At 72.5% G+C, this 19,711-nt stretch carries 16 protein-coding genes; 9 read left to right on the forward strand and 7 right to left on the reverse strand.

The features are described 5' to 3' along the window. Positions 1-19: 19 nt before the first annotated feature. On the reverse strand, positions 20-5,062 hold the full coding sequence (locus OG788_RS32415) for an ATP-dependent helicase (protein WP_406374739.1): 5,043 nt from the start codon (positions 5,060-5,062) through the stop codon (positions 20-22). A 260-nt stretch (positions 5,063-5,322) separates the two neighbouring features. On the opposite strand from OG788_RS32415, the gene OG788_RS32420 reads away from it, so the two are divergent. From OG788_RS32420 to OG788_RS32430, 3 genes are read left to right on the forward strand one after another with little or no spacing between them, the layout of a single operon-like run. Continuing rightward, entirely contained in the window at positions 5,323-6,315 is a 993-nt protein-coding gene (locus OG788_RS32420) for an AraC family transcriptional regulator (protein WP_351549801.1), read from the forward strand. Beyond that, entirely contained in the window at positions 6,216-7,007 is a 792-nt protein-coding gene (locus tag OG788_RS32425; protein ID WP_406376903.1) for an AzlC family ABC transporter permease, read from the forward strand. The genes OG788_RS32420 and OG788_RS32425 overlap by 100 nt, the downstream gene beginning before the upstream one ends. Then, on the forward strand, positions 7,004-7,312 hold the full coding sequence (locus tag OG788_RS32430) for an AzlD domain-containing protein (protein ID WP_266763369.1): 309 nt from the start codon (positions 7,004-7,006) through the stop codon (positions 7,310-7,312). The genes OG788_RS32425 and OG788_RS32430 overlap by 4 nt, the downstream gene beginning before the upstream one ends. Positions 7,313-7,429: 117 nt before the next feature. Here OG788_RS32430 and OG788_RS32435 read toward each other — a convergent pair whose 3' ends face one another. Continuing rightward, positions 7,430-8,374 (reverse strand): hypothetical protein, encoded by a 945-nt coding sequence (locus OG788_RS32435; protein WP_406374740.1) that lies wholly within the window; start codon positions 8,372-8,374, stop codon positions 7,430-7,432. 81 nt (positions 8,375-8,455) lie between these two features. Here OG788_RS32435 and OG788_RS32440 point away from each other — a divergent pair, with 81 nt between their 5' ends. After that, a complete protein-coding gene (locus OG788_RS32440; RefSeq protein WP_351549795.1) occupies positions 8,456-8,650 on the forward strand; it encodes a DUF3046 domain-containing protein in 195 nt (64 codons plus the stop codon). A gap of 60 nt (positions 8,651-8,710) precedes the next feature. Further along, positions 8,711-9,922 (forward strand): AI-2E family transporter, encoded by a 1,212-nt coding sequence (locus OG788_RS32445; protein ID WP_406374741.1) that lies wholly within the window; start codon positions 8,711-8,713, stop codon positions 9,920-9,922. A 3-nt stretch (positions 9,923-9,925) separates the two neighbouring features. Here the strand turns inward: OG788_RS32445 and OG788_RS32450 are convergent, their stop codons facing one another. Then, positions 9,926-10,678 (reverse strand): hypothetical protein, encoded by a 753-nt coding sequence (locus tag OG788_RS32450; RefSeq protein ID WP_406376904.1) that lies wholly within the window; start codon positions 10,676-10,678, stop codon positions 9,926-9,928. 429 nt (positions 10,679-11,107) lie between these two features. On the opposite strand from OG788_RS32450, the gene recA reads away from it, so the two are divergent. From recA to OG788_RS32470, 4 genes are all read left to right on the forward strand, one after another. Beyond that, positions 11,108-12,235, forward strand: coding sequence for a recombinase RecA (gene recA, locus OG788_RS32455; protein WP_351549786.1), 1,128 nt, complete (start codon positions 11,108-11,110; stop codon positions 12,233-12,235). A gap of 3 nt (positions 12,236-12,238) precedes the next feature. After that, on the forward strand, positions 12,239-13,171 hold the full coding sequence (gene recX, locus OG788_RS32460; protein WP_406374742.1) for a recombination regulator RecX: 933 nt from the start codon (positions 12,239-12,241) through the stop codon (positions 13,169-13,171). A gap of 249 nt (positions 13,172-13,420) precedes the next feature. Then, entirely contained in the window at positions 13,421-14,149 is a 729-nt protein-coding gene (locus OG788_RS32465) for an ArsR/SmtB family transcription factor (protein ID WP_406374743.1), read from the forward strand. Next, positions 14,146-16,680, forward strand: coding sequence for an ABC transporter permease (locus tag OG788_RS32470; protein WP_406374744.1), 2,535 nt, complete (start codon positions 14,146-14,148; stop codon positions 16,678-16,680). Before OG788_RS32465 ends, OG788_RS32470 begins: the two co-directional genes overlap by 4 nt. Before the next feature lie 71 nt (positions 16,681-16,751). Here OG788_RS32470 and OG788_RS32475 read toward each other — a convergent pair whose 3' ends face one another. From OG788_RS32475 to OG788_RS32490, 4 genes are all read right to left on the reverse strand, one after another. Then, a complete protein-coding gene (locus OG788_RS32475) occupies positions 16,752-17,162 on the reverse strand; it encodes a rhodanese-like domain-containing protein (RefSeq protein WP_406374745.1) in 411 nt (136 codons plus the stop codon). Next, entirely contained in the window at positions 17,159-17,680 is a 522-nt protein-coding gene (locus OG788_RS32480) for a cysteine dioxygenase (protein ID WP_406374746.1), read from the reverse strand. The genes OG788_RS32475 and OG788_RS32480 overlap by 4 nt, the downstream gene beginning before the upstream one ends. A gap of 99 nt (positions 17,681-17,779) precedes the next feature. After that, complete coding sequence (locus tag OG788_RS32485; protein WP_318722129.1) at positions 17,780-17,866, reverse strand: putative leader peptide; 87 nt, start codon at positions 17,864-17,866, stop codon at positions 17,780-17,782. Positions 17,867-17,993: 127 nt separating this feature from the next. Next, positions 17,994-19,676: an FAD-dependent monooxygenase gene (locus OG788_RS32490; protein WP_406374747.1), complete on the reverse strand. Its 1,683-nt coding sequence runs from the start codon at positions 19,674-19,676 to the stop codon at positions 17,994-17,996. Positions 19,677-19,711: the final 35 nt, after the last annotated feature.

Consider the following 19,711-nt stretch of genomic DNA (forward strand, 5'->3'; position numbering starts at 1 on the left):
TTCGGCCGGGGACCGGTTCTCACGCGCGCAGGCGTAGTCCGCGTGGTGTGGCGATGAACCCCGCTCCCTCCAGGAGGGTGCCGAGGGGCGAGGTGAGGGCCGAGGCGCCGTTGACGCGCTCGACGGTGACCGTGCCGAGCGAACCCGCGCGGGCGGCAGCGGCCAGGGCTTCCGCCGCGGCACGCAGGCGCGGGTCCTCCGAGACCGACCTGTCCGGGTCCGTGGGCCAGGCGAGCAGGGTCTTGCCGCCGCGTTCCATGTAGAGAACCAGCTCGCCGTCCACCAGGACGACCAGGGAACCTGCCTTGCGGCCCGGCTTGTGGCCCGCCTCGGTCGGGGGCTCGGGCCAGGAGAGGGCCGCTCCGTAGGCGTTCGCGGGGTCGGCGGCGGCCAGTACGACGGCCGGGGAGGCCGTACGGGAACGGGCGCCCGGGAAACCCGGGTTGCCGGGATAGCCGGAGCCGTTCGTCGGGTACGGCGAGCCGTTGCGGTGGGGCGGGGTGTTCTGGCGGTGGGGGGCGTCGGGGTAGCGGGAGCCGGCCGGGAAGGCGGAGTCGGCGGAGAAGGTGTGGCCGTCGCCGTCGCCGTCGCCGTCGCCGAAGTCGGGGTCGCCGATGCCCGCTTCGTGTCCATCGGGACCGGGCGTACCGGAGGGATTCCGGAAATCCTCGGCGCCCGGGAACGCCGAGAGGTCAGGGAACCCGGGGAGGTCCGCGGGGCCGAGGGCGAAACCCCGTCCGCTCGTCGAGCCGCGGTCGTCAGGGAAACCGTGAGCGCCGGGGGAGTTGTCCATGAGGGCCGGGTCGGGCAGGGCGTCGCCCCGGTCCCGGGCGTTCGCCGCGGCACGGAGGCGGTCCACCGCGCCGTCCATCGCGAACTGGGCGGCACCGAGACCCTCGACCACATACCCGCGCCGCGCCTGGCCGCTGTCCTCGAAGGCCGACAGGATGCGGTACACCGCCGAGAAGCCGCCCTCGACGCCCTCCGCGGCCACGGCACCCCGGGTCACCACGCCGTGCCGGTCGAGCAGGGTGCGGGCCAGGGCGTGGGCACGCACGGTGGGGTCGGGCTCCCGCTCGGGCAACAGGGACCAGCGGCCCGCCACCGTGGGAGGGCCGGTACGCGACTGGGGGCGCGCGCCTCCCGTGAGAGAGCCGTAGCGCCCGCGAGGCACCGCGCGCTTGGCACGGTGCGCCGTGGACCCCGCGGTGCGGCCCGAACCCAGGAGCGAGCGCATCGGTGCGAGCGTGTCGTTCGTGAGGCGCCCGGACCAGGCCAGGTCCCAGATCGCGTCCGCGAGTTGCGGATCGGTGGCGTCGGGATGAGTCGTGGCGCGGACCTGGTCGGCGATCTGGCGGAAGAAGAGGCCGTAGCCCCCGGAGAGCGTGTCGAGGACCGACTGGTGAAGCGCGGTCGGCTCCAGGGGGTGCGCGGCGGGAAGGAGCAGGGGGGCGGCGTCCGCCAGATACAACGAGACCCAGCCGTCCTTGCCCGGCAGCGAACCCGCTCCGGCCCAGATCACCTCCCCGGCGGCCGTGAGCTCGTCGAGCAGCGCGGGCGTGTAACCGGCGACCCGGGAGGGCAGGACGAGCTTCTCCAACGCCGACGCCGGCACGGACGCGCCCTGCAACTGCTCGACGGCGCGCACCAGTCCGTCGACGCCGCGCAGCCCGTGACCACTGCCCACGTGTTGCCACTGCGGCAGGAACTGGGCGAGCGCGGCGGGTGGCACCGGCTCGAGTTCATGACGCAGCGCCGCGAGCGAACGGCGGCGCAGCCTGCGCAGCACCGTCGCGTCGCACCACTCCTGGCCGATGCCCGCCGGATGGAACTCCCCTTGGACGACACGGCCGTTCGCGGCGAGCCGGTGCAGTGCGCCGTCGGTGACGGCCGTGCCGAGGCCGAAACGGGCGGCGGCCGTCGTGGAGGTGAACGGTCCGTGGGTGCGGGCGAACCGGGCGAGGAGATCGCCGAGCGGATCCTTGACCGGTTCGGTGAAGGCTTCCGGGACACCGACGGGAAGCGCCGTGCCGAGCGCGTCGCGCAGCCGGCCGGCGTCCTCGATGGCGGCCCAGTGGTCGGCCCCGGCGATCCGGACCTTGATGGCGCGGCGGGCGCCGGCCAGCTCCTGGGCCCACTGCGGCCTCGCGCCCCGCTCGGCCAACTCGGCGTCGGTGAGAGGTCCCAGCAGACGCAGGAGGTCGGCGACACCCTCCACGTCCTTGATACGGCGGTCTTCGGTGAGCCACTGGAGTTCGCGCTCCAGCTCGGTCAGGACGTCGGCGTCGAGGAGCTCGCGCAGCTCGGCCTGGCCCAGGAGCTCGGCCAGCAGACGTGAGTCCAGCGACAGCGCCGCGGCCCGCCGCTCGGCGAGGGGCGAGTCGCCCTCGTACAGGAACTGGGCGACGTATCCGAAGAGCAGGGAGCGGGCGAAGGGGGAGGGCTCGGGTGTGGTGACCTCGACGAGCCGCACCTTGCGGGACTCGATGTCGCCCATGAGCTCGGTGAGGCCCGGGACGTCGAAGACGTCCTGGAGGCATTCGCGCACCGCCTCCAGGACGATCGGGAACGAACCGAATTCGCTGGCCACCTGGAGCAGTTGAGCGGCGCGCTGCCGCTGCTGCCACAGGGGAGTGCGCTTGCCGGGGTTGCGGCGCGGGAGGAGCAGGGCGCGGGCGGCGCACTCACGGAAGCGGGCGGCGAAGAGAGCCGAGCCGCCGACCTGGTCCGTGACGATCTGATGGACCTCGCCCTTGTCGAAGGCGACGTCCGCCGCGCCGATCGGTGCCTGCTCCGCGTCCCACTCCGTGCCCGCCTTCGTGGGCGCCTGGTCGAGCAGGTCCAGCCCCATCAGGTCGGCGTCGGGCAGCCGCAGCACGATGCCGTCGTCGGCGTGCATGACCTGGGCGTCCATGCCGTACCGCTCGGAGAGCTTGGCACCCAGGGCGAGAGCCCAGGGGGCGTGGACCTGGGCACCGAAGGGGGAGTGCACGACGACCCGCCAGTCGCCCAGCTCGTCGCGGAAGCGTTCGACGACGATCGTGCGGTCGTCCGGGATGTGACCGCAGGCCTCGCGCTGTTCGGCGAGGTACGCCAGGACGTTCTCGGCGGCCCAGGCGTCGAGGCCCGCGGCGAGCAGGCGGAGGCGGGCGTCGTCCTTGGGGAGCGAGCCGACCTCGCGGAGGAAGGCGCCCACCGCGCGCCCCAGTTCGAGCGGACGTCCGAGCTGGTCGCCCTTCCAGAAGGGCAGCCTGCCGGGGACACCGGGCGCCGGGGAGACGAGGACCCGGTCCCGGGTGATGTCCTCGATGCGCCAGGAGCTGGTGCCGAGCGTGAAGACGTCACCCACGCGGGACTCGTAGACCATCTCCTCGTCGAGCTCACCGACCCGGCCGCCGCCCTTCTTGGGATCGGCCCCCGCCAGGAAGACCCCGAAGAGCCCGCGGTCGGGAATGGTGCCCCCGGAGGTGACGGCGAGACGCTGGGCGCCGGGGCGGCCGGTCACCGTACCCGCGACGCGGTCCCACACCACGCGGGGCCTGAGTTCCGCGAAGGCGTCGGACGGATAGCGGCCCGCGAGCATGTCGAGCACGGCCGTGAACGCCGACTCCGGGAGGGCCGCGAAGGGGGCCGCCCGGCGGACCGTGGTGAGCAGGTCGTCGACCTGCCAGGTGTCGAGCGCGGTCATGGCGACGAGCTGCTGGGCCAGCACGTCGAGAGGATTGGCGGGGATCCGGAGGGACTCGATGGAGCCCGTGCGCATGCGCTCGGTGACCACGGCCGCCTGCACCAGGTCGCCCCGGTACTTCGGGAAGACGACGCCGGTGGAGACCGCGCCGACCTGGTGACCCGCGCGCCCCACGCGCTGGAGCCCCGACGCCACGGACGGCGGGGACTCGACCTGGATGACGAGATCGACCGCGCCCATGTCGATGCCCAGCTCGAGGCTGGAGGTGGCGACCACGGCGGGGAGACGGCCGGCCTTCAGGTCCTCCTCGACCTGGGCCCGCTGCTCCTTGGAGACCGAGCCGTGGTGGGCCCGGGCGATAACGGGCGGCGCCCCCTGAGCCGCGCCCGAGCCACCCATCAACTGGGCCGGGGCATGCGCCTCGTCGAGAGGCTCGCCGGTCGCCCTCTCGTACGCGATCTCGTTGAGCCGGTTGCACAGACGCTCCGCCAGGCGACGCGAGTTGGCGAACACGATGGTCGAGCGGTGGGACTGGACGAGGTCGGTGATCCGCTCCTCGACGTGCGGCCAGATGGAGGGCTTCTCCGCGCCCTCCTTGCCGTCGGCGGCCGGGGATCCGCCCAGCTCGCCCAGGTCCTCCACCGGGACGACCACGGAGAGGTCGAACTCCTTGCCGGACGGTGGCTGGACGATCTCCACCTTGCGCTGGGGCGAGAGATAGCGCGCCACCTCGTCCACGGGACGCACCGTCGCCGAGAGGCCGATACGCCGGGCGGGCTTCGGCAACAGCTCGTCGAGGCGCTCCAGAGTGAGCGCGAGGTGGGCCCCGCGCTTGGTGCCGGCGACCGCGTGCACCTCGTCCAGGATCACCGTCTCGATGCCCGTCAGCGCGTCGCGTGTGGCCGATGTCAGCATCAGGAACAGCGACTCGGGGGTCGTGATCAGGATGTCCGGCGGGCGGGTGGCCAGCGCCCGGCGCTCGGCGGGCGGGGTGTCGCCGGAGCGGATCCCCACCTTCACCTCCGGCTCCGGGAGGCCGAGCCGCACGGACTCCTGCCGGATGCCGGTCAGCGGGCTGCGCAGATTCCGCTCCACGTCGACCGCGAGCGCCTTGAGCGGTGACACGTACAGAACCCGGCAGCGCTTCCTCGGGTCCGCGGGCGGCGGCGTCGAGGCCAGCTGGTCGAGCGCGGCGAGGAACGCGGCCAGGGTCTTGCCGGAACCGGTGGGGGCGACGACCAGCACGTCCGAGCCCGCACCGATGGCCGCCCACGCCCCGGCCTGGGCCGCGGTGGGCGCGGAAAAGGCCCCCGTGAACCAGCCGCGGGTCGCGGGGGAGAAGCCGTCGAGAGCTCGGTGCGCGGAGCTGACCATGCGTCCATCCTGCACCCGGCCACTGACAATCGCTCTGACCTGCGAGAACACCTCGGCGGGGCGAGGCGGGGCGAGGCGGGGCGGGGCGGGGCGAGGTGAGGTGAGGCGGGAGGGGGCGAGGTGGGGCGAGGCGGGAGGGGGCGAGGTGAGGTGAGGCGGGACGGGGAGAGTCGGGGGCGGGGCGAGGTGTGTCGGGCTCGGGGCGGGGAGGGGCGGGCGCTTCGGCGGTGGGTCCTGGCGCGGTGGCGGAGAATGAGGAGGTGGCAGGTTCGGGGCAGGAGCGGGCACGGCACTGGCAGTACGCGGAGCTGCCCGGCGTCGATCTGCTGCGCGCCCGCTACGTCGAGAAGATCTTCGTGCGGCACACCCACGAGAACTTCGTGATCGCCGCCATCACCGAGGGCGTCGAGGTCTTCCACCACGGCGGCGCCGATCAGTACGCCGGCCCGGGTTCCCTGGCACTCGTCAACCCCGACACCCCGCACACCGGGCGCGCGGGCGTTCCCGAGGGCTGGAGGTACGGCGCGGTGTACCCCTCGCCGGACATGGTGGCCGAGATCGCCGCCGAGACGACCACCCTTCGCGGCACCCCCGGATTCACCCGTCCGGTACTCGACGATCCCTACGCCGCGGGCCTGGTCCACCAGGTGCTCCGGGCCGCCGAGGAAGGCAACGCGCTGGCCGCCGACACCCTGCTGCGCGTCGCGGTGACCCGGCTGCTGCGCCTGAACGGAGGTCCGCTGCCGCAGCGGGCCGTGCGCACCGCCGGCGGCCGGCTCGCCGCACGCGCGCGTGGCGTGCTGGAGGAACGGATGGCCGAGCCGCCGACCCTGGAACGGCTGGCAGCCGACCTCGGCACCAGCTCGTTCGCGTTGCTGCGCGCGTTCCGGGACGCCTATGGGATGCCGCCCCACACCTGGCTGACCGACGCGCGCGTGCGCCGGGCACGACACCTCCTGGACGCCGGTTCCGCTCCCGCCGAGGCGGCCGTCGCCGTCGGCTTCACCGACCAGCCGCACCTCAACCGGCATTTCACCCGGATCGTGGGCGTCCCCCCGGGCGCCTACCAGCGCGAGCGCAAGAACGTACAAGACGTTGCGGGCGGTCTCCTCGTACCGTCCGGTGCGTGGCAGAACAGACAGCTCTCGCAGACATACGCAGTGAAGAAGGCGGAAAACCCGACGCCGCCGTCATCCGCGACGCCCTTGGAGTCGGGGTCGCCGTCGGACTGTCCGGTTTCGCCTTCGGGGTGACCTCCGCCGGCAGCGGGCTCTCCCTGCTGCAGACCTGTGCGCTCAGCCTCCTGGTGTTCACCGGGGCGTCGCAGTTCGCGCTCGTGGGGGCCCTCGCGGCCGGGGGCAACCCGCTCACCGCCGCAGCGGGCGCGTTCTTCCTCGGGGTCCGCAACGCCTTTTACGGTCTGCGTCTGTCACAGCTCCTCGCCCTCCCGCGCGCGGTGCGTCCGTTCGCCGCGCAGTGGGTGATCGACGAGACGACGGCCGTCGCGCTCGCCCAGCCCACCCGCCGCAGCGTCCGCCTCGGCTTCACCGTCACCGGCCTGTCCCTGTACCTGCTGTGGAACCTCACCACGCTGCTCGGCGCGGCGGGGGCCGAGGCCATCGGCGACACCGACGCCTGGGGCCTGGACGCCGCCGGGCCCGCCGTGTTCCTGGCGCTGCTCGCGCCGATGCTGAAGAGCACCACAGAACGTGCCGTCGCGGGAATCGCCGTCCTTCTGGGGCTGGGTCTGCTGCCCGTGCTGCCTGCCGGAGTCCCCGTGCTGGTGGCCGCCCTGGCCGCCCCCGCCGTTCTCTACGTGACGGGCCGCCGCGGTGCGCCCACCACCGCCGACGCGCCCACCGGCGGGCCGCACGAGGTACCGCCCGGCTCACCCGGGAAGACACCGGCCGGGGCACCGAACGACGTATCAGGGGAAGACCGTTGAACATCTGGATCGCCATCGGCGTCACCGCCGTCGGCTGCTACGCCGTCAAACTCATCGGTCTGCTGATCCCCGCCGGCGTACTGGAGCGGCCGCTCGTGCAGCGCCTCGCCGCTCTGCTGCCCGTCGCCCTCCTGGCCGCCCTCACGGCCCAGCAGACCTTCGCCGACGGGCGCGTCCTCGTCGTCGACGCGAAGGCCGCTGGGCTCGCGGCGGCCGCTGTCGCGCTGATCCTGCGCGCCCCGTTCCTGCTGGTGGTCGCCGCGGCCGTGGTGGTGACGGCCGGCGTCCGCGCGATGACAGGCTGACATCTGGCCGGACACCCGGGCGCCCCCGCTCGGCACCCGGATCGGCGGTGCCCGGCACCCGACCTCCAGGGCCCGGCACCCGGGCGCCCCCGCTCGGCACCCCGGCCCGCCGTGGCCTCAGTCGATGGGCCGGCCGTACGCCCGGAGCGTGCGCAGTGCCTCGATCGTCACCATGGGGCGGCACTCCAGGGCGGTGCCCGGTGCCCACTGGCGCCATCGGATCGGCCACCCGCCGTCCTCCTGCTGCTCGTCCGCGAGGTGGTCGAGCGAGCGCGCCATCTCGTCGTCGGTGAACCACGCGCGCGCGAGCGATCCCGGAGTCCGCGCGTAGTCGTGCGGGAAGTGGTGCTCACCCGGCGCGTACCCGGGCGCGACCGGGTACGCCTCCAGGCGCCCGGGGTCCAGCGCGGCGAGCCGGTGCTCACGGACGAGGCGGCCCAGCCGGTCGGCGCTCGCCTCCGCGCGCGGGCGGTCCGCCGCGGAGTCCAGGAAGGCGACCGCCGCCTCGATCTCGTACGGATGGGACTTCTCCAGGGACTCGACCGCCTGCCAGCAGAAGTCGGTGGCCCGGAAGAGCCAGGCGTGCCACACCTCGTTGCGGTGGAGCAGACCCACCACCGGGCCGGTGGCGAGGAGTTCGCTCGGCGGATCGTCGACGACCGGCACGAAGGGAGCCGTCGGATAGCCGCGCTGGCTGGGATGGATCGCGGGCAGCGCGCCGTCCGCCGTCGACACGGAGGTCAGATAGCGGCACACACGCTCCACGCGCTGGCCGCCGCAGCGTCCGATCGAGTCGAGTACGCGCAGCGCGTGCCCGGTGTGCAGCGGCTGGCTGACAGGGCCGCGCAGATCGGGTTCGAGCGCGTGTCCGTACCCTTCGTCGTCGTTGCGGTAGGCGGCCAGCGCGGTCTCCACCGCGTCGGCGTCGCCGTCGAGGAAGTGGTACGCGAAGCGGCGTTGCTCCAGCACGCGCGCGGTGAGCCAGACGAAGTCCTCGGCGCGCGCGACCGGGGAGGGCGACGGGGGCGTCTGGGGGAGTGGGGATGCTCCTGTTTCGGCCATGCGTCAGACCGTAGGGCGGAAAGCGGTCTCGGCAGGCGGTCCCCGGCCAGGGCCCACTCTCAGGGGCGGGATACTGGTGTCATGCGGTTGACGGTTTTCTGGCAGCGAATGGCGGATCACTTCGGCGCGGGGTACGCGGAGACCTTCGCGCGCGATCATGTGATGACGGAACTCGGCGGGCGTACGGTCCACGAGGCGCTGAACGCGGGCTGGGAGGCCAAGGACGTGTGGCGTGTGGTGTGCGCGACCATGAACGTTCCGAGCGAAAACCGCTGACGGGACCGAAGACCCGGGGCACGTGGATCCATTGTCGGTGGCGTGGGCCAGACTTGCTCCGTGGCCCCGACTGACGAGAACACGCAGGTAGACCAGCAGACATCACCGCTCGGCACCACGCCCCCCGACCCGCCGGGCGGGGGCGCCGCCGGGCAGGCCGCGCGCATGCCGCGCTGGCTGCCGCGCGCCATGGTGCTCGCCCTCGCGCTCATCGCCGTGTTCCAGCTGGGCAGTTGGGCGTTCCACCAGCTCACCGGCCTGCTGATCAATATCCTGATCTCGTTCTTCCTGGCGCTCGCGATAGAACCCGCGGTCAGCTGGATGGCCTCACGGGGCGTCCGCAGGGGACTGGCCGCCTTCCTCGTCTTCCTCGGCTCGCTGATCGTGATCGCCGGGTTCGTCACCCTGCTCGGCTCGATGCTCGCGGGCCAGATCATCAAGATGGTCGAGGGTTTCCCGGACTACCTCGACTCGGTCATCAACTGGATCAACACGCACTTTCACACCGACCTGCGACGGGTCGACATCCAGGACAGCCTGCTGCACTCCGACTGGCTGCGGAAGTACGTCCAGAACAGCGCCACCGGCGTCCTGGACGTGTCCGGGCAGGTCCTGGGCGGACTCTTCCAGCTGCTGACGATCTCGCTGTTCTCGTTCTACTTCGCCGCCGACGGACCGCGGCTGCGGCGCGCGCTGTGCTCGGTGCTGCCGCCGGTCCGGCAGGCCGAGGTGCTGCGCGCCTGGGAGATCGCCGTCGACAAGACCGGCGGCTATCTGTACTCACGCGGTCTGATGGCGCTGATCTCGGGCATCGCGCACTACATCCTGCTGGAGGCGCTGGGCGTGCCCTACGCGCCCGTGCTGGGCGTGTGGGTGGGCGTGGTCTCCCAGTTCATCCCGACCATCGGCACCTATCTGGCGGGTGCCCTGCCGATGCTGATCGCGTTCACGATCGACCCCTGGTACGCGCTGTGGGTGCTCATCTTCGTCGTGGTCTACCAGCAGTTCGAGAACTACGTGCTGCAGCCCAAGCTGACCTCCAAGACGGTGGACATCCACCCCGCGGTCGCCTTCGGGTCCGTCATCGCGGGCACCGCGCTCCTCGGCGCCGTCGGCGCCCTGATCGCCATCCCCGCCGTCGCCACCCTGCAGGCGTTCCTGGGGGCGTATGTGAAGCGGTACGACGTCACGGACGACCCGCGGGTGCACGGGCACCGCACGCGCAGCTCGGCCGGATTCGTCGCCGGCGTGCGGCGGCTGTTCGGCCGGTGACGTTCACCAGGTGAGGACCGCCAGGACACCGGCGGCGACGACGGCCGTCGCGTAGCAGCCGACGGCCCCGTACATGACCCGCTGTGCGGCCCTGTCGCTCCAGCCGGTGCGCGACAGCAGCCAGGCCAGCGCGGGCAGCACCAGAACGGCGTGCAGGCTCACTCCGTGCAGCGGCTTGAGCGGAGCCGTCGAGTGGTACGCGGCCTCCTGGTGGCCGGTCCGGGTGAGGACGACCCCGCGCGCGATCATCGCGGCGCCCGAGGCCAGCGCGACGAGCAGGATCGCGAACCCGGAGCGCACGGCGAGCGGCATGCCCACAGGGCCCGCGGGCCGGCTCCGGAAGGAGGCCACGGCGAACACGGTCAGCAGCACGACCAGAACCCCGCCGCCCACCGCGAGCATCATGGACACCGCCGTGTCGAAGCCGGTCTCCATGTCGAGGTGCGAGGGCACCCGGCGCCACGCCTGGAGGGTGATGCCGCCGACCTCCACCACACAGTCCGCGGCGAACACGACGAGCAGAGCGGTGCGCAGCCTCGCCCCGACGCGCACGTACAACGTGACCCACGTGATCGCGATCAGCGTCAGCCCGAAGGAAAGCCCGAAGGTGACGGGCTTGCGCCAGGAGACGGGACCGTCCCAGGGGCCGCCGTCGACGGCGAAGACCAGCAGATGCAGGCATCCCGAGAGGACGAGCAGGGCGCCCGTCGCGCAGCAGAGCCACTCGGCCGGCCGGAGCGAGGGCTCGGGCCGCATCAGGGGGCGGGCCGTCGTCGGAGGCCTGGTCCTCGTCGTTCGCATGACCCACAGCGTGCCGGGCGGGCGGGGCGCCGTCGTCGTACGGCCGGAGGAACCGGCGGTACGCCCGGGAGAGTAGCCCGCGGCCGGGACGGGCGCCGGGACGTCCGCCGAGACAGGTGCGCGGCCCGGTCCGGCGGGACATTCGGGGCGTTGTCGGAGTGTGAACGTAGTCTCGGAGGTGCCGCGTGGTGCGCTTGACACGAAAATCGAACATCCATTCTTATGGAAGTTCCGGCGGAGGTCTCGACAGGTATTTCGGCATGGTTTCGACGGAGATGTGCCCGAGTTATCCACAGGCCGGACGGGCGTCGGGGCGCATTGTCAGTGGCAGGCGTTAGCGTCTTTGACGTGAAGCGATCGACTCAAGCAAACCGGGTGGAACCCATGGCAGGAACCGACCGCGAGAAGGCGCTCGACGCCGCGCTCGCGCAGATTGAACGGCAGTTCGGCAAGGGCGCCGTGATGCGCCTGGGCGAGCGGCCGAATGAGCCCATCGAGGTCATCCCCACCGGGTCGACCGCGCTCGACGTCGCCCTCGGCGTCGGCGGGCTCCCGCGCGGCCGCGTGGTCGAGGTCTACGGCCCGGAGTCCTCCGGTAAGACGACCCTGACCCTGCACGCGGTGGCGAACGCGCAGAAGGCCGGCGGCCAGGTGGCCTTCGTGGACGCCGAGCACGCCCTCGACCCCGAGTACGCGAAGAAGCTCGGCGTCGACATCGACAACCTGATCCTGTCGCAGCCGGACAACGGCGAGCAGGCCCTGGAGATCGTGGACATGCTGGTCCGCTCCGGCGCGCTCGACCTCATCGTCATCGACTCCGTCGCCGCCCTGGTGCCGCGCGCGGAGATCGAGGGCGAGATGGGCGACTCGCACGTGGGTCTGCAGGCCCGTCTGATGAGCCAGGCCCTGCGGAAGATCACCAGCGCGCTCAACCAGTCGAAGACCACCGCGATCTTCATCAACCAGCTCCGCGAGAAGATCGGCGTGATGTTCGGCTCGCCGGAGACCACGACGGGTGGCCGGGCGCTGAAGTTCTACGCCTCGGTGCGACTCGACATCCGCCGCATCGAGACGCTGAAGGACGGCACCGACGCGGTCGGCAACCGTACGCGCGTCAAGGTCGTCAAGAACAAGGTCGCGCCGCCGTTCAAGCAGGCCGAGTTCGACATCCTGTACGGGCACGGCATCAGCCGCGAGGGCGGCCTGATCGACATGGGCGTGGAGCACGGCTTCGTCCGCAAGGCCGGTGCCTGGTACACGTACGAGGGCGACCAGCTCGGCCAGGGCAAGGAGAACGCGCGCAACTTCCTGAAGGACAACCCCGACCTCGCCAACGAGATCGAGAAGAAGATCCTGGAGAAGCTGGGCGTCGGTGTGAAGAAGACCGAGGAGCCCACCGCCGTGCCGGGCGCGGACGCTGCGGTCTCGGCTGCCCCGGACGACGCCGCGAAGACGGTGCCCGCTCCGGCTGCCAAGGCCACCAAGTCCAGGGCCGCGGCGGCCAAGAGCTAGTCCATGACACGACGAACCGACTGGGCCGAGTACGCCTACCCCCCCGCCTCCGAGGGGCCGGGGCAGGGGTACGGCGGGGGAGACAGCGGCCCGGCCGGAGACGGTGACAGCTCGTACGACGGCGTCGGGGGGTACGGCGGCGCGTCGTACGGCGCCGGTGACGGGCTCCATGGCGCGGACGGCTTCTACGCCGTCGATCCGGACGACGGTGATCCGGACGGCGGCGGTTCGACGGGCGGTGACGCGCGGCGGGGTGACGGTCTGCCGGGCGGTCGCGGTTCGCCGGGCGCGGCCTCCCGGCGTGGTGGACGCGGTGAGGGCGGACCGCGTGGTGGACGAGGGCGTCGGAGGCGGGGCGGTTTCGGTGAGCCGTCCGGCGACCCGCAGGACGGAGGCACCTCCTCCTCGTCGAGGGCCGAGAAGGGGGAGTCCCCGGGGGACCCGGCTGAGCGGGCGCGAGCGATCTGTCTGCGCCTGCTCACCGGGACCCCGCGCACACGGAAGCAGCTCGCGGACGCGTTGCGCAAGCGCGAGATCCCGGACGAGGTGGCGGACGCGGTGCTGTCACGGTTCGAGGAGGTCGGGCTGATCAACGACGGCGCCTTCGCGGACGCCTGGGTGGAGTCCCGGCACCACGGCCGCGGGCTGGCCAGGCGGGCACTCGCTCAGGAGCTGCGGACCAAAGGTGTGGAGCCGACGCTGATCGACGAGGCCGTAGGACAGCTGGACTCCGATCAGGAGGAGGCGACCGCCCGTGAGCTGGTCGCCCGCAAGCTGCGCTCCACACGTGGACTCGACCGCGACAAGCGGCTGAGGCGCCTCGCGGGCATGCTCGCCCGCAAGGGCTACTCCCAGGGCATGGCCCTGCGCGTGGTCCGCCAGGCGCTGGAAGAAGAGGGCGAGGACACGGAAGGGCTCGGGGACGAGGGGTTCTGACCCCACGGGCTTCCGCATGAGGGCGGTTCGAGGCACCGGGGCGACCCGGGGTGCCGGGGCAGTGGTGTCCGATCACGGGCCCTGAACACGGTGGACGCGCGGGGGCGCCGATCGCGTTCAGGGCCCGCACGCATGCCCGGAGGCATGTCCTGACGTCAACTCCCCTTGGCCGAGGTGGGGTTAACCCCCGGTCGAAGACGCCTGGTCACCGCAGTGCACAGACATCTGTGCACAGACGACTGTGTACGCATGGCACAGGAACCCCGGGCGCGGGAGACAGCACCACCGAAGGGGCCGCACGCTCCCACCGAACTCTCCGCTCCCACCGAACTCTCCGACCTCGCCGCGCTCAAGGTCCTCGCCCAGCCCCGTCGGCAGCGCATCCTGCAGCACCTCACCCTGCACGGCCCGGCCACCTCGGCGACCCTCGCCCGTGAGCTCGGACTCAACACCGGAGCCACCAGCTACCACCTGCGCGAACTCGCACGCCATGGGTTCGTCGAGGAACAGGCCGCGGCGGAGGGGCACGGCCGGGAGCGCTGGTGGCGGGCGGTTCCCGGTGACCGGCGCTTCCCGCCGCGCAGCCGGCAGAGCCCCGAGATGCGTCTCGTCATGGACGAGTTGAACCATCACGCGTACGCCGCCGACCTCGAACTCTTCGAGCAGGCGCAGCTGCGGGCCGGCGCGGGCGAGGACCCCTGGGCCGACGCCTTCCCCTACTCGCGCGGCAGTGTCCGGCTCACGCTCCCCGAACTCCGCGCGTTCTTCGAGGAGTACATCGCGCTCCTCAACCGCTACAAGCGCCCGGACACCGACACCCCGCCCGGAGCACGCACCGTACTCACCCGGTTCCTGGCCCTCCCGGCCCCCGACGCCGCACCTGTGAGCGAGTCGGCGCCCCGCGGCAGAGAGCCCCACGACAGAAGAGAACTCCACGACAGAGAGCCCCACAACAGAAGAGAGAGCGACCCGACATGATGCTGCGCTACGCCCTGAAGACCGTCCGGGCCCGCAAGGGCGGCTTCCTCGGCGCCTTTGTCGCCCTGATGTGCGCGGCCGCCCTCATCACCGCCTGCGGCACCCTCCTGGAGACCGGCCTGCGCGGCACGATCCGCACCGAGCGCTATGCCGCGGCGCCGGTCGTGGTCTCCGCCGACCAGAACGTCCACCGGACGACCGTCAAGCACAAGAAGGGCAAGACCAAGGTCAAGCACAAGGCGAAACCGATCGCGGAACGGGCATGGCTCGCGGACGACCTCGCCGCCCGCCTGCGCCGCGTGCCCGGCGTGGACCGGGTCGTCCCCGAACTGACCTTCCTGGCGCAGCCGTTGACCTCCGCCGCGACCGTCGAGAAGGACCGGCCCGCCTACGGTCACGCGTGGGCGTCCGCCGCGCTGACCCCGTACAGGATCGTCACCGGTACCGCGCCCGAGGCCGACACCGACCTTGTCCTCGACCGTCGCTTCGCCGAGCGCGCCCGTCTGCGGCCCGGCGACCGGCTCACCGTCCAGTCGACACAGGCACCGCGCACCTACCGGATCAGCGGGATCGCCGCGCCCGCCACCGATGTGCGCCACCAGACCTCACTCTTCTTCTCCACCGCCGAGGCCACGCGGCTGGCCGCGCACCCCGGGCAGGTCACCGCCTTCGGGGTGCTGCCCGACAGCGGCACGGACATCACCGATGTCGGGCAGGCCGTGGCCGGGGCGCTGAACGGAACCACCGCACAGGTCAGCACGGGCGACGACCGTGGACCGGTCGAGTTCCTGGACGCGGCCGCCGCCAGGATCGAACTGGTCAGCATGGGCGGCGCGATGGGCGGCACCTCGCTGCTCGTGGCCGTCCTGGTGGTGGTCGGCACCTTCGCGCTCTCGGTCCGCCAGCGCCATCGCGAACTCGCCCTGCTGCGCGCCATCGCGGCCACCTCCGGACAGATCCGCACACTCCTGGGCCGGGAGGCCTTGATCGTGGGCGCCGCCGCCGGCGTCATCGGCGCACTCGCGGGACTGCCGCTGGGGGGTTGGCTGCACAGCCGGTTCGTCGCCATCGGTGCCGTCCCTGCCACGCTTCAGCACACGGTCAGCGTCTTCCCTCTGTTCGCCGCCGTCGCCGCCACCCTGCTCGGCGCCTGGGCCGCCGCGCGTATCTCGTGCCGTCGCGTCGCTCGCATTCGCCCGGCCGAGGCACTGGCCGAAGCCCGGGTCGAGCGCGCCCGCCCGGCCTGGGGACGAGTCCTCGCCGGTCTCGCGCTGCTCGCCGGGGGAGCCGTCCTCGTCGCCGTGCTCAGCGTGCTGCGCACCGAACCCGCCTCGACTCCCGTGACCTTCCTGGCCGTCGTGGTCCTCGCCGGTGCCGTCGCACTGCTCGGACCGCTGCTGGTCCGGGCCACCGCGGCCCTGCTCGCGGGCCCGCTGCGGCTGTCCGGACCCGGGGGACGGCTCGCCCGCGCCAACCTCCGCGGAAACGCGGCCCGCATGGCTTCCGTCGTCACTCCCCTCACCCTCCTCATCGGCATGACCTGCACGGTTCTCTTCGTTCAGCCGACCCTCGGGAACGCGGCCCGTGCCCAGGCGCGCGACGGCATCCGCGCCGACTGGGTGCTCGCCGCCCAGGGACCCGGAGTCCCGTCCGAAGCCGCCCGTCTGCTGCGTACGCGGCACGACGTGGTCACCGAGGTCGTCCGGACGACCGTCCGCGTGGGCCTGGACAAATACGCGGCCCAGGGCGTCACTCCGGCCGGGCTGTCCCGCACCTGGGACCCGGACGTCACCGCGGGCTCCCTGAAGAACCTTGGGAAGAGCACCGTCGCCGTCAGTGAACTCGCCGCGGACCGGCTCCACTTGAAGCCCGGAAGCGCGCTGAGTCTCACCCTGGGTGACGGCGTGCCCGCCCGCCTCACGGTCGCCGCCGTCTACGCCAGGGGCCTGGGCTTCGGCGACCTCACCCTCGCCCACGACCTGGTCGCCCGCCATGTCGACAACCCACTCGCCACCTCCGTCCTGGTCGGCACGGCCCGCACACAGACACAACTCGCGACTACGCTCCGTGAGTTCCCGGCCGTGCGTGTTCTCGCTCCGGTCCGGACGGAATCGATCCAGGCCGAGCGTCGGCAGGCGAACGCCGAGGTGAACCTCCTCGCCATGGGCCTGGTTCTCGCCTTCACCGCCATCGCCGTCGTCAACACGCTCGCCATGTCCGTCTCCGAGCGGGTCCGCGAGTTCGCGATGCTCCGCCTCGCCGGAGCGACCCGCCGCCAGGTGCTGCGCATGCTGCGGACCGAGGCGCTGTCGGTGCTGCTGCTCGCGACGACGCTCGGCAGCGGTATCGCCCTCGCCGTCCTGACCGCGTTCAGCGTCGGCATGACGGGCGGCGCCGCCCCCGTGCTCACCCCACTCGTCCACGGGACGGTCGTCGGGCTCGCCGGACTGCTCGTCCTGGTCGCGACAGCCCTGCCCGGCCGTGCGGCCCTGAGGACGCGGCCCGTCACGGTGGCCACCGCCCAGGAGTGACAGGTGAGGGGCAGCACGCAAGAGTGGGCGCCCCTTACCTCAAGGGGCGCCCGGCCGTGCTCGACCGGCGGTCAGTCCTCCGCGTCGGCCGCCGTCACCGGAAGTCCGGCACTCTTCCACGCCTGGAAGCCGCCGACCATATCGGTGGCCCGGTGCAGCCCCAGCCGGCGCAGGGACTCGGCGGCGAGGCTCGACGCGTATCCCTCGTTGCAGAACAGCACGACCCGCAGGTCATGGCTCGTGGCCTCCGGGGCGCGGTGGCTGCCCGTGGGGTCGAGCCGCCACTCCAGTTCGTTGCGCTCCACCACGAGGGCGCCGGGGATGAGGCCGTCGCGCTCGCGCAGGGCGGCATACCGGGTGTCGACCAGAAGCGCTTCGCCGGCCCGCACCGCCTCGAACGCCTCCTCGGCCTCCACCCGGTCCAGGCCCGCGCGGACCTGCTCCAGCAAGGCGTCGATGCCCACGGGCTGCCGGGTGCTCACTGCCAGTCCTCCGGACGTTCGACGTGCTCCAGACGCAGGAGCAGGCCCGTACGGCTGTAGCGGCGGATCTGCGGGAGTGGCGGGTAGTAGGCGTGGACCGAGATCGCGTGCTCCTCGGTGGACTCGTTGAGCACCTCGTGCACGTGATGGCGGCCGAAGGCGCGGCCGGTACCCGCGGGCAGCCTCCGCTGCCGGTCGATCTCTTCGGTGAGTTCAAGGGTCTTCCAGCCGGCGGCGGGCAGCCGGGCGGCGAGTGAGTTCTCCTTGAGTTCGCCCGACGCCGTGAGGAAGGCGCCCACCGATTCGGCGTGGTCGTGCCAGCCGGTTCCGGTCCCGGGCGGCCAGCCGATGAGCCAGGCCTCACTGCCGCCGGGGCCTTCGAGCCGCACCCAGGTGCGGCCCTCGGGGTCGAGGGGGAGCGAGGCGATCAACGCGGTGTCGGCCGCCGTACGGCGTACGAAGGCGAGCAGGTCGGCCTGCGTGGGGGTACGGGGGGAGGCGGTGACAGGGGCAGACATGGAGACAGAGGGTGACACAGACACTCGGACCGTCCTGAGGGTTCGCGAGAGGGGCGCGCGGTGGCACGAGAGCGGCGCGCGGGGAGAAAGGATGCGAAGTCAGAAGGACGGACGACACACGCAGCCCGCATAGCGGACGAGGTCCATATGGACCCTCCGCCACAGGCGCACACAGGTGTCGGTCACGATCCGGAGTACACCATGGTGGCGCAGACCGGTCAACTCACCGTCACTATGTGGACGATGGAGGTCCGAGGAGCTGGGAAACCCCCAGCTCGGACGGCTACTGATCGTTCAACTGCTTACTCAGTGTTCAACTGCTGCCCGCGGTCGCCGTCGCCTCGGCCGCGGTCTCCGCCGGTCCGCCGAGGGCCGCCTCGGCCGCCTCGTACAGGTCGGCCGGGCGGACTCCGGCGAGCGCGGTGACCAGGTGTCCGTCGGGGCGGACCAGGAGAACGGTGTGCGCGGCCGCACCCGGGTAGCTCTCCGCGACGAGCAGTTCGGCGGGGTGCGGCAACGCGGTCACGGCGGCGGCGAGCCGGGGCATGATGCCGGCCGTCACCCAGTGCTTGCGCTCCCACACCCCCGTACCCGGAGCGATCAGCACGACGAGCAGGACACCGCGCCCGAGCCGCTCCCGCAGCGGTACGAACGAGCCGTCCTCAGCGGTCACCCGCACATCGACGACCGGTGCGCCGGGCTCGGTGCCGACGGGGGCGTGCGACTCGGCGTGCGGGGGTGCCAGAGGTGAGTCGGGGTACGCCCCCGGCGCGCCCAGTGGTCCGCGACCCAGGTGGCCGTCCGTGAGCAACGCGTCGTGACCACGGGCCGACCCGGGGACGTAGGCGCGCAGGCCGCCACCGCCCCGCAGCAGAGGCAGTGCCTGATCGGCGGCGCGCAGCCGGGCGGCGACCACGGCGCGCCGCTCCGCCTGATAGCTGTCGAGGAGCGCCTTGTGCGGGCCGTGATGCCAGGCGAGCGCCAGTTTCCAGGCGAGGTTGTCGGCGTCCCGCAGCCCTTCGTCCAGGCCCTGGGTGCCGAGAGCGCCGAGCAGATGGGCCGCGTCCCCGGCGAGGAAGACCCGGCCGACGCGCCAACGGCGGGCCAGACGGTGGTGGACGGTGTGGACGCCGGTGTCGAGCAGTTCGTACGCGGGTGTGGTGCCCCCGCTCCAGCCGCCGAGGGTCTCCCGGACCCGGGCCACCAGCAGGTCGGGCGTGACCAGGTCCTTGCCCGGGGGCAGCAGCCAGTCCAGGCGCCACACGTCCTCGGCGAGGGGACGAGCGGTCACCTCGTCGACCGAGGGGCCGGACGTCCGCCATGGCGGCGTCCGGTGCAGCAACGCCTCACCTGGCCAGGGAAGTTCCGTACGCAGGGCCGCCACGGCGTGCCGCTCGACGGCGGTACGCCCGGGGAAGCGGATGTCCTGGAGCTTGCGCACGGTCGAGCGCGGTCCGTCGCAGCCGACCAGGTAACTGCCGCGCCACCAGGTGCCCTTGGGTCCCCGGGTGTGCGCCGTGACCCCCGATGTCTCCTGCTCGACGGAGTCGAGGCGGCTGTGCACGGCGACCTTGATGAGCCGCTCGTGGATGATGGCCTCGCGCAGGGCGCCGGTCAGCGCGTGCTGGGCGATGTGCAGCGGGGCGGTGAACTCCTCGCCGTCGGCCGGGATTCCCGCGCTCCGGGAGTCGGCGGTGCTCCTCGAGCGCTCCACGCTCCAGGAACTCTCCGCGCCGAAAGCGATCTCGCGCATCACCTGCTTGCGCCGCATCGACCGCCATCCGGCCCAACGGAAGCCGGCGTCGTCGAGGGGCAGTCCCGTCAGCCGTTCGACGAGCGCCACGGTGTCCTCGCGCAGCACCACGGTCCGCGCGAGCCGCTGTTCGTCCTTGCCCGGCCCCTCGTCGAGGACCACGGAGGGGACCTCCTGGCGGGCCAGCGCAAGGGCGAGCGTGAGCCCCACGGGCCCTGCTCCGACGATGATCACCGGGTCCACGACGCGGTGCCCCCTGCCCGGAGCTGTGTCCTGAG

This window comes from Streptomyces sp. NBC_00647, from assembly GCF_045207245.1.
In the GTDB taxonomy this organism is placed as follows: domain Bacteria; phylum Actinomycetota; class Actinomycetes; order Streptomycetales; family Streptomycetaceae; genus Streptomyces.

Bases quoted from the DNA above. Each gene is read 5' to 3' on its own strand.
- OG788_RS32470 (WP_406374744.1), top strand. From the start codon at position 14,146: ATGATGCTGCGCTACGCCCTGAAGACCGTCCGGGCCCGCAAGGGCGGC.
- OG788_RS32415 (WP_406374739.1), bottom strand. From the start codon at position 5,062: ATGGTCAGCTCCGCGCACCGAGCTCTCGACGGCTTCTCCCCCGCGACC.
- recX (WP_406374742.1), top strand. From the start codon at position 12,239: ATGACACGACGAACCGACTGGGCCGAGTACGCCTACCCCCCCGCCTCC.
- OG788_RS32450 (WP_406376904.1), bottom strand. From the start codon at position 10,678: ATGCGGCCCGAGCCCTCGCTCCGGCCGGCCGAGTGGCTCTGCTGCGCG.
- recA (WP_351549786.1), top strand. From the start codon at position 11,108: ATGGCAGGAACCGACCGCGAGAAGGCGCTCGACGCCGCGCTCGCGCAG.
- OG788_RS32440 (WP_351549795.1), top strand. From the start codon at position 8,456: ATGCGGTTGACGGTTTTCTGGCAGCGAATGGCGGATCACTTCGGCGCG.
- OG788_RS32480 (WP_406374746.1), bottom strand. From the start codon at position 17,680: ATGTCTGCCCCTGTCACCGCCTCCCCCCGTACCCCCACGCAGGCCGAC.
- OG788_RS32465 (WP_406374743.1), top strand. From the start codon at position 13,421: ATGGCACAGGAACCCCGGGCGCGGGAGACAGCACCACCGAAGGGGCCG.
- OG788_RS32435 (WP_406374740.1), bottom strand. From the start codon at position 8,374: ATGGCCGAAACAGGAGCATCCCCACTCCCCCAGACGCCCCCGTCGCCC.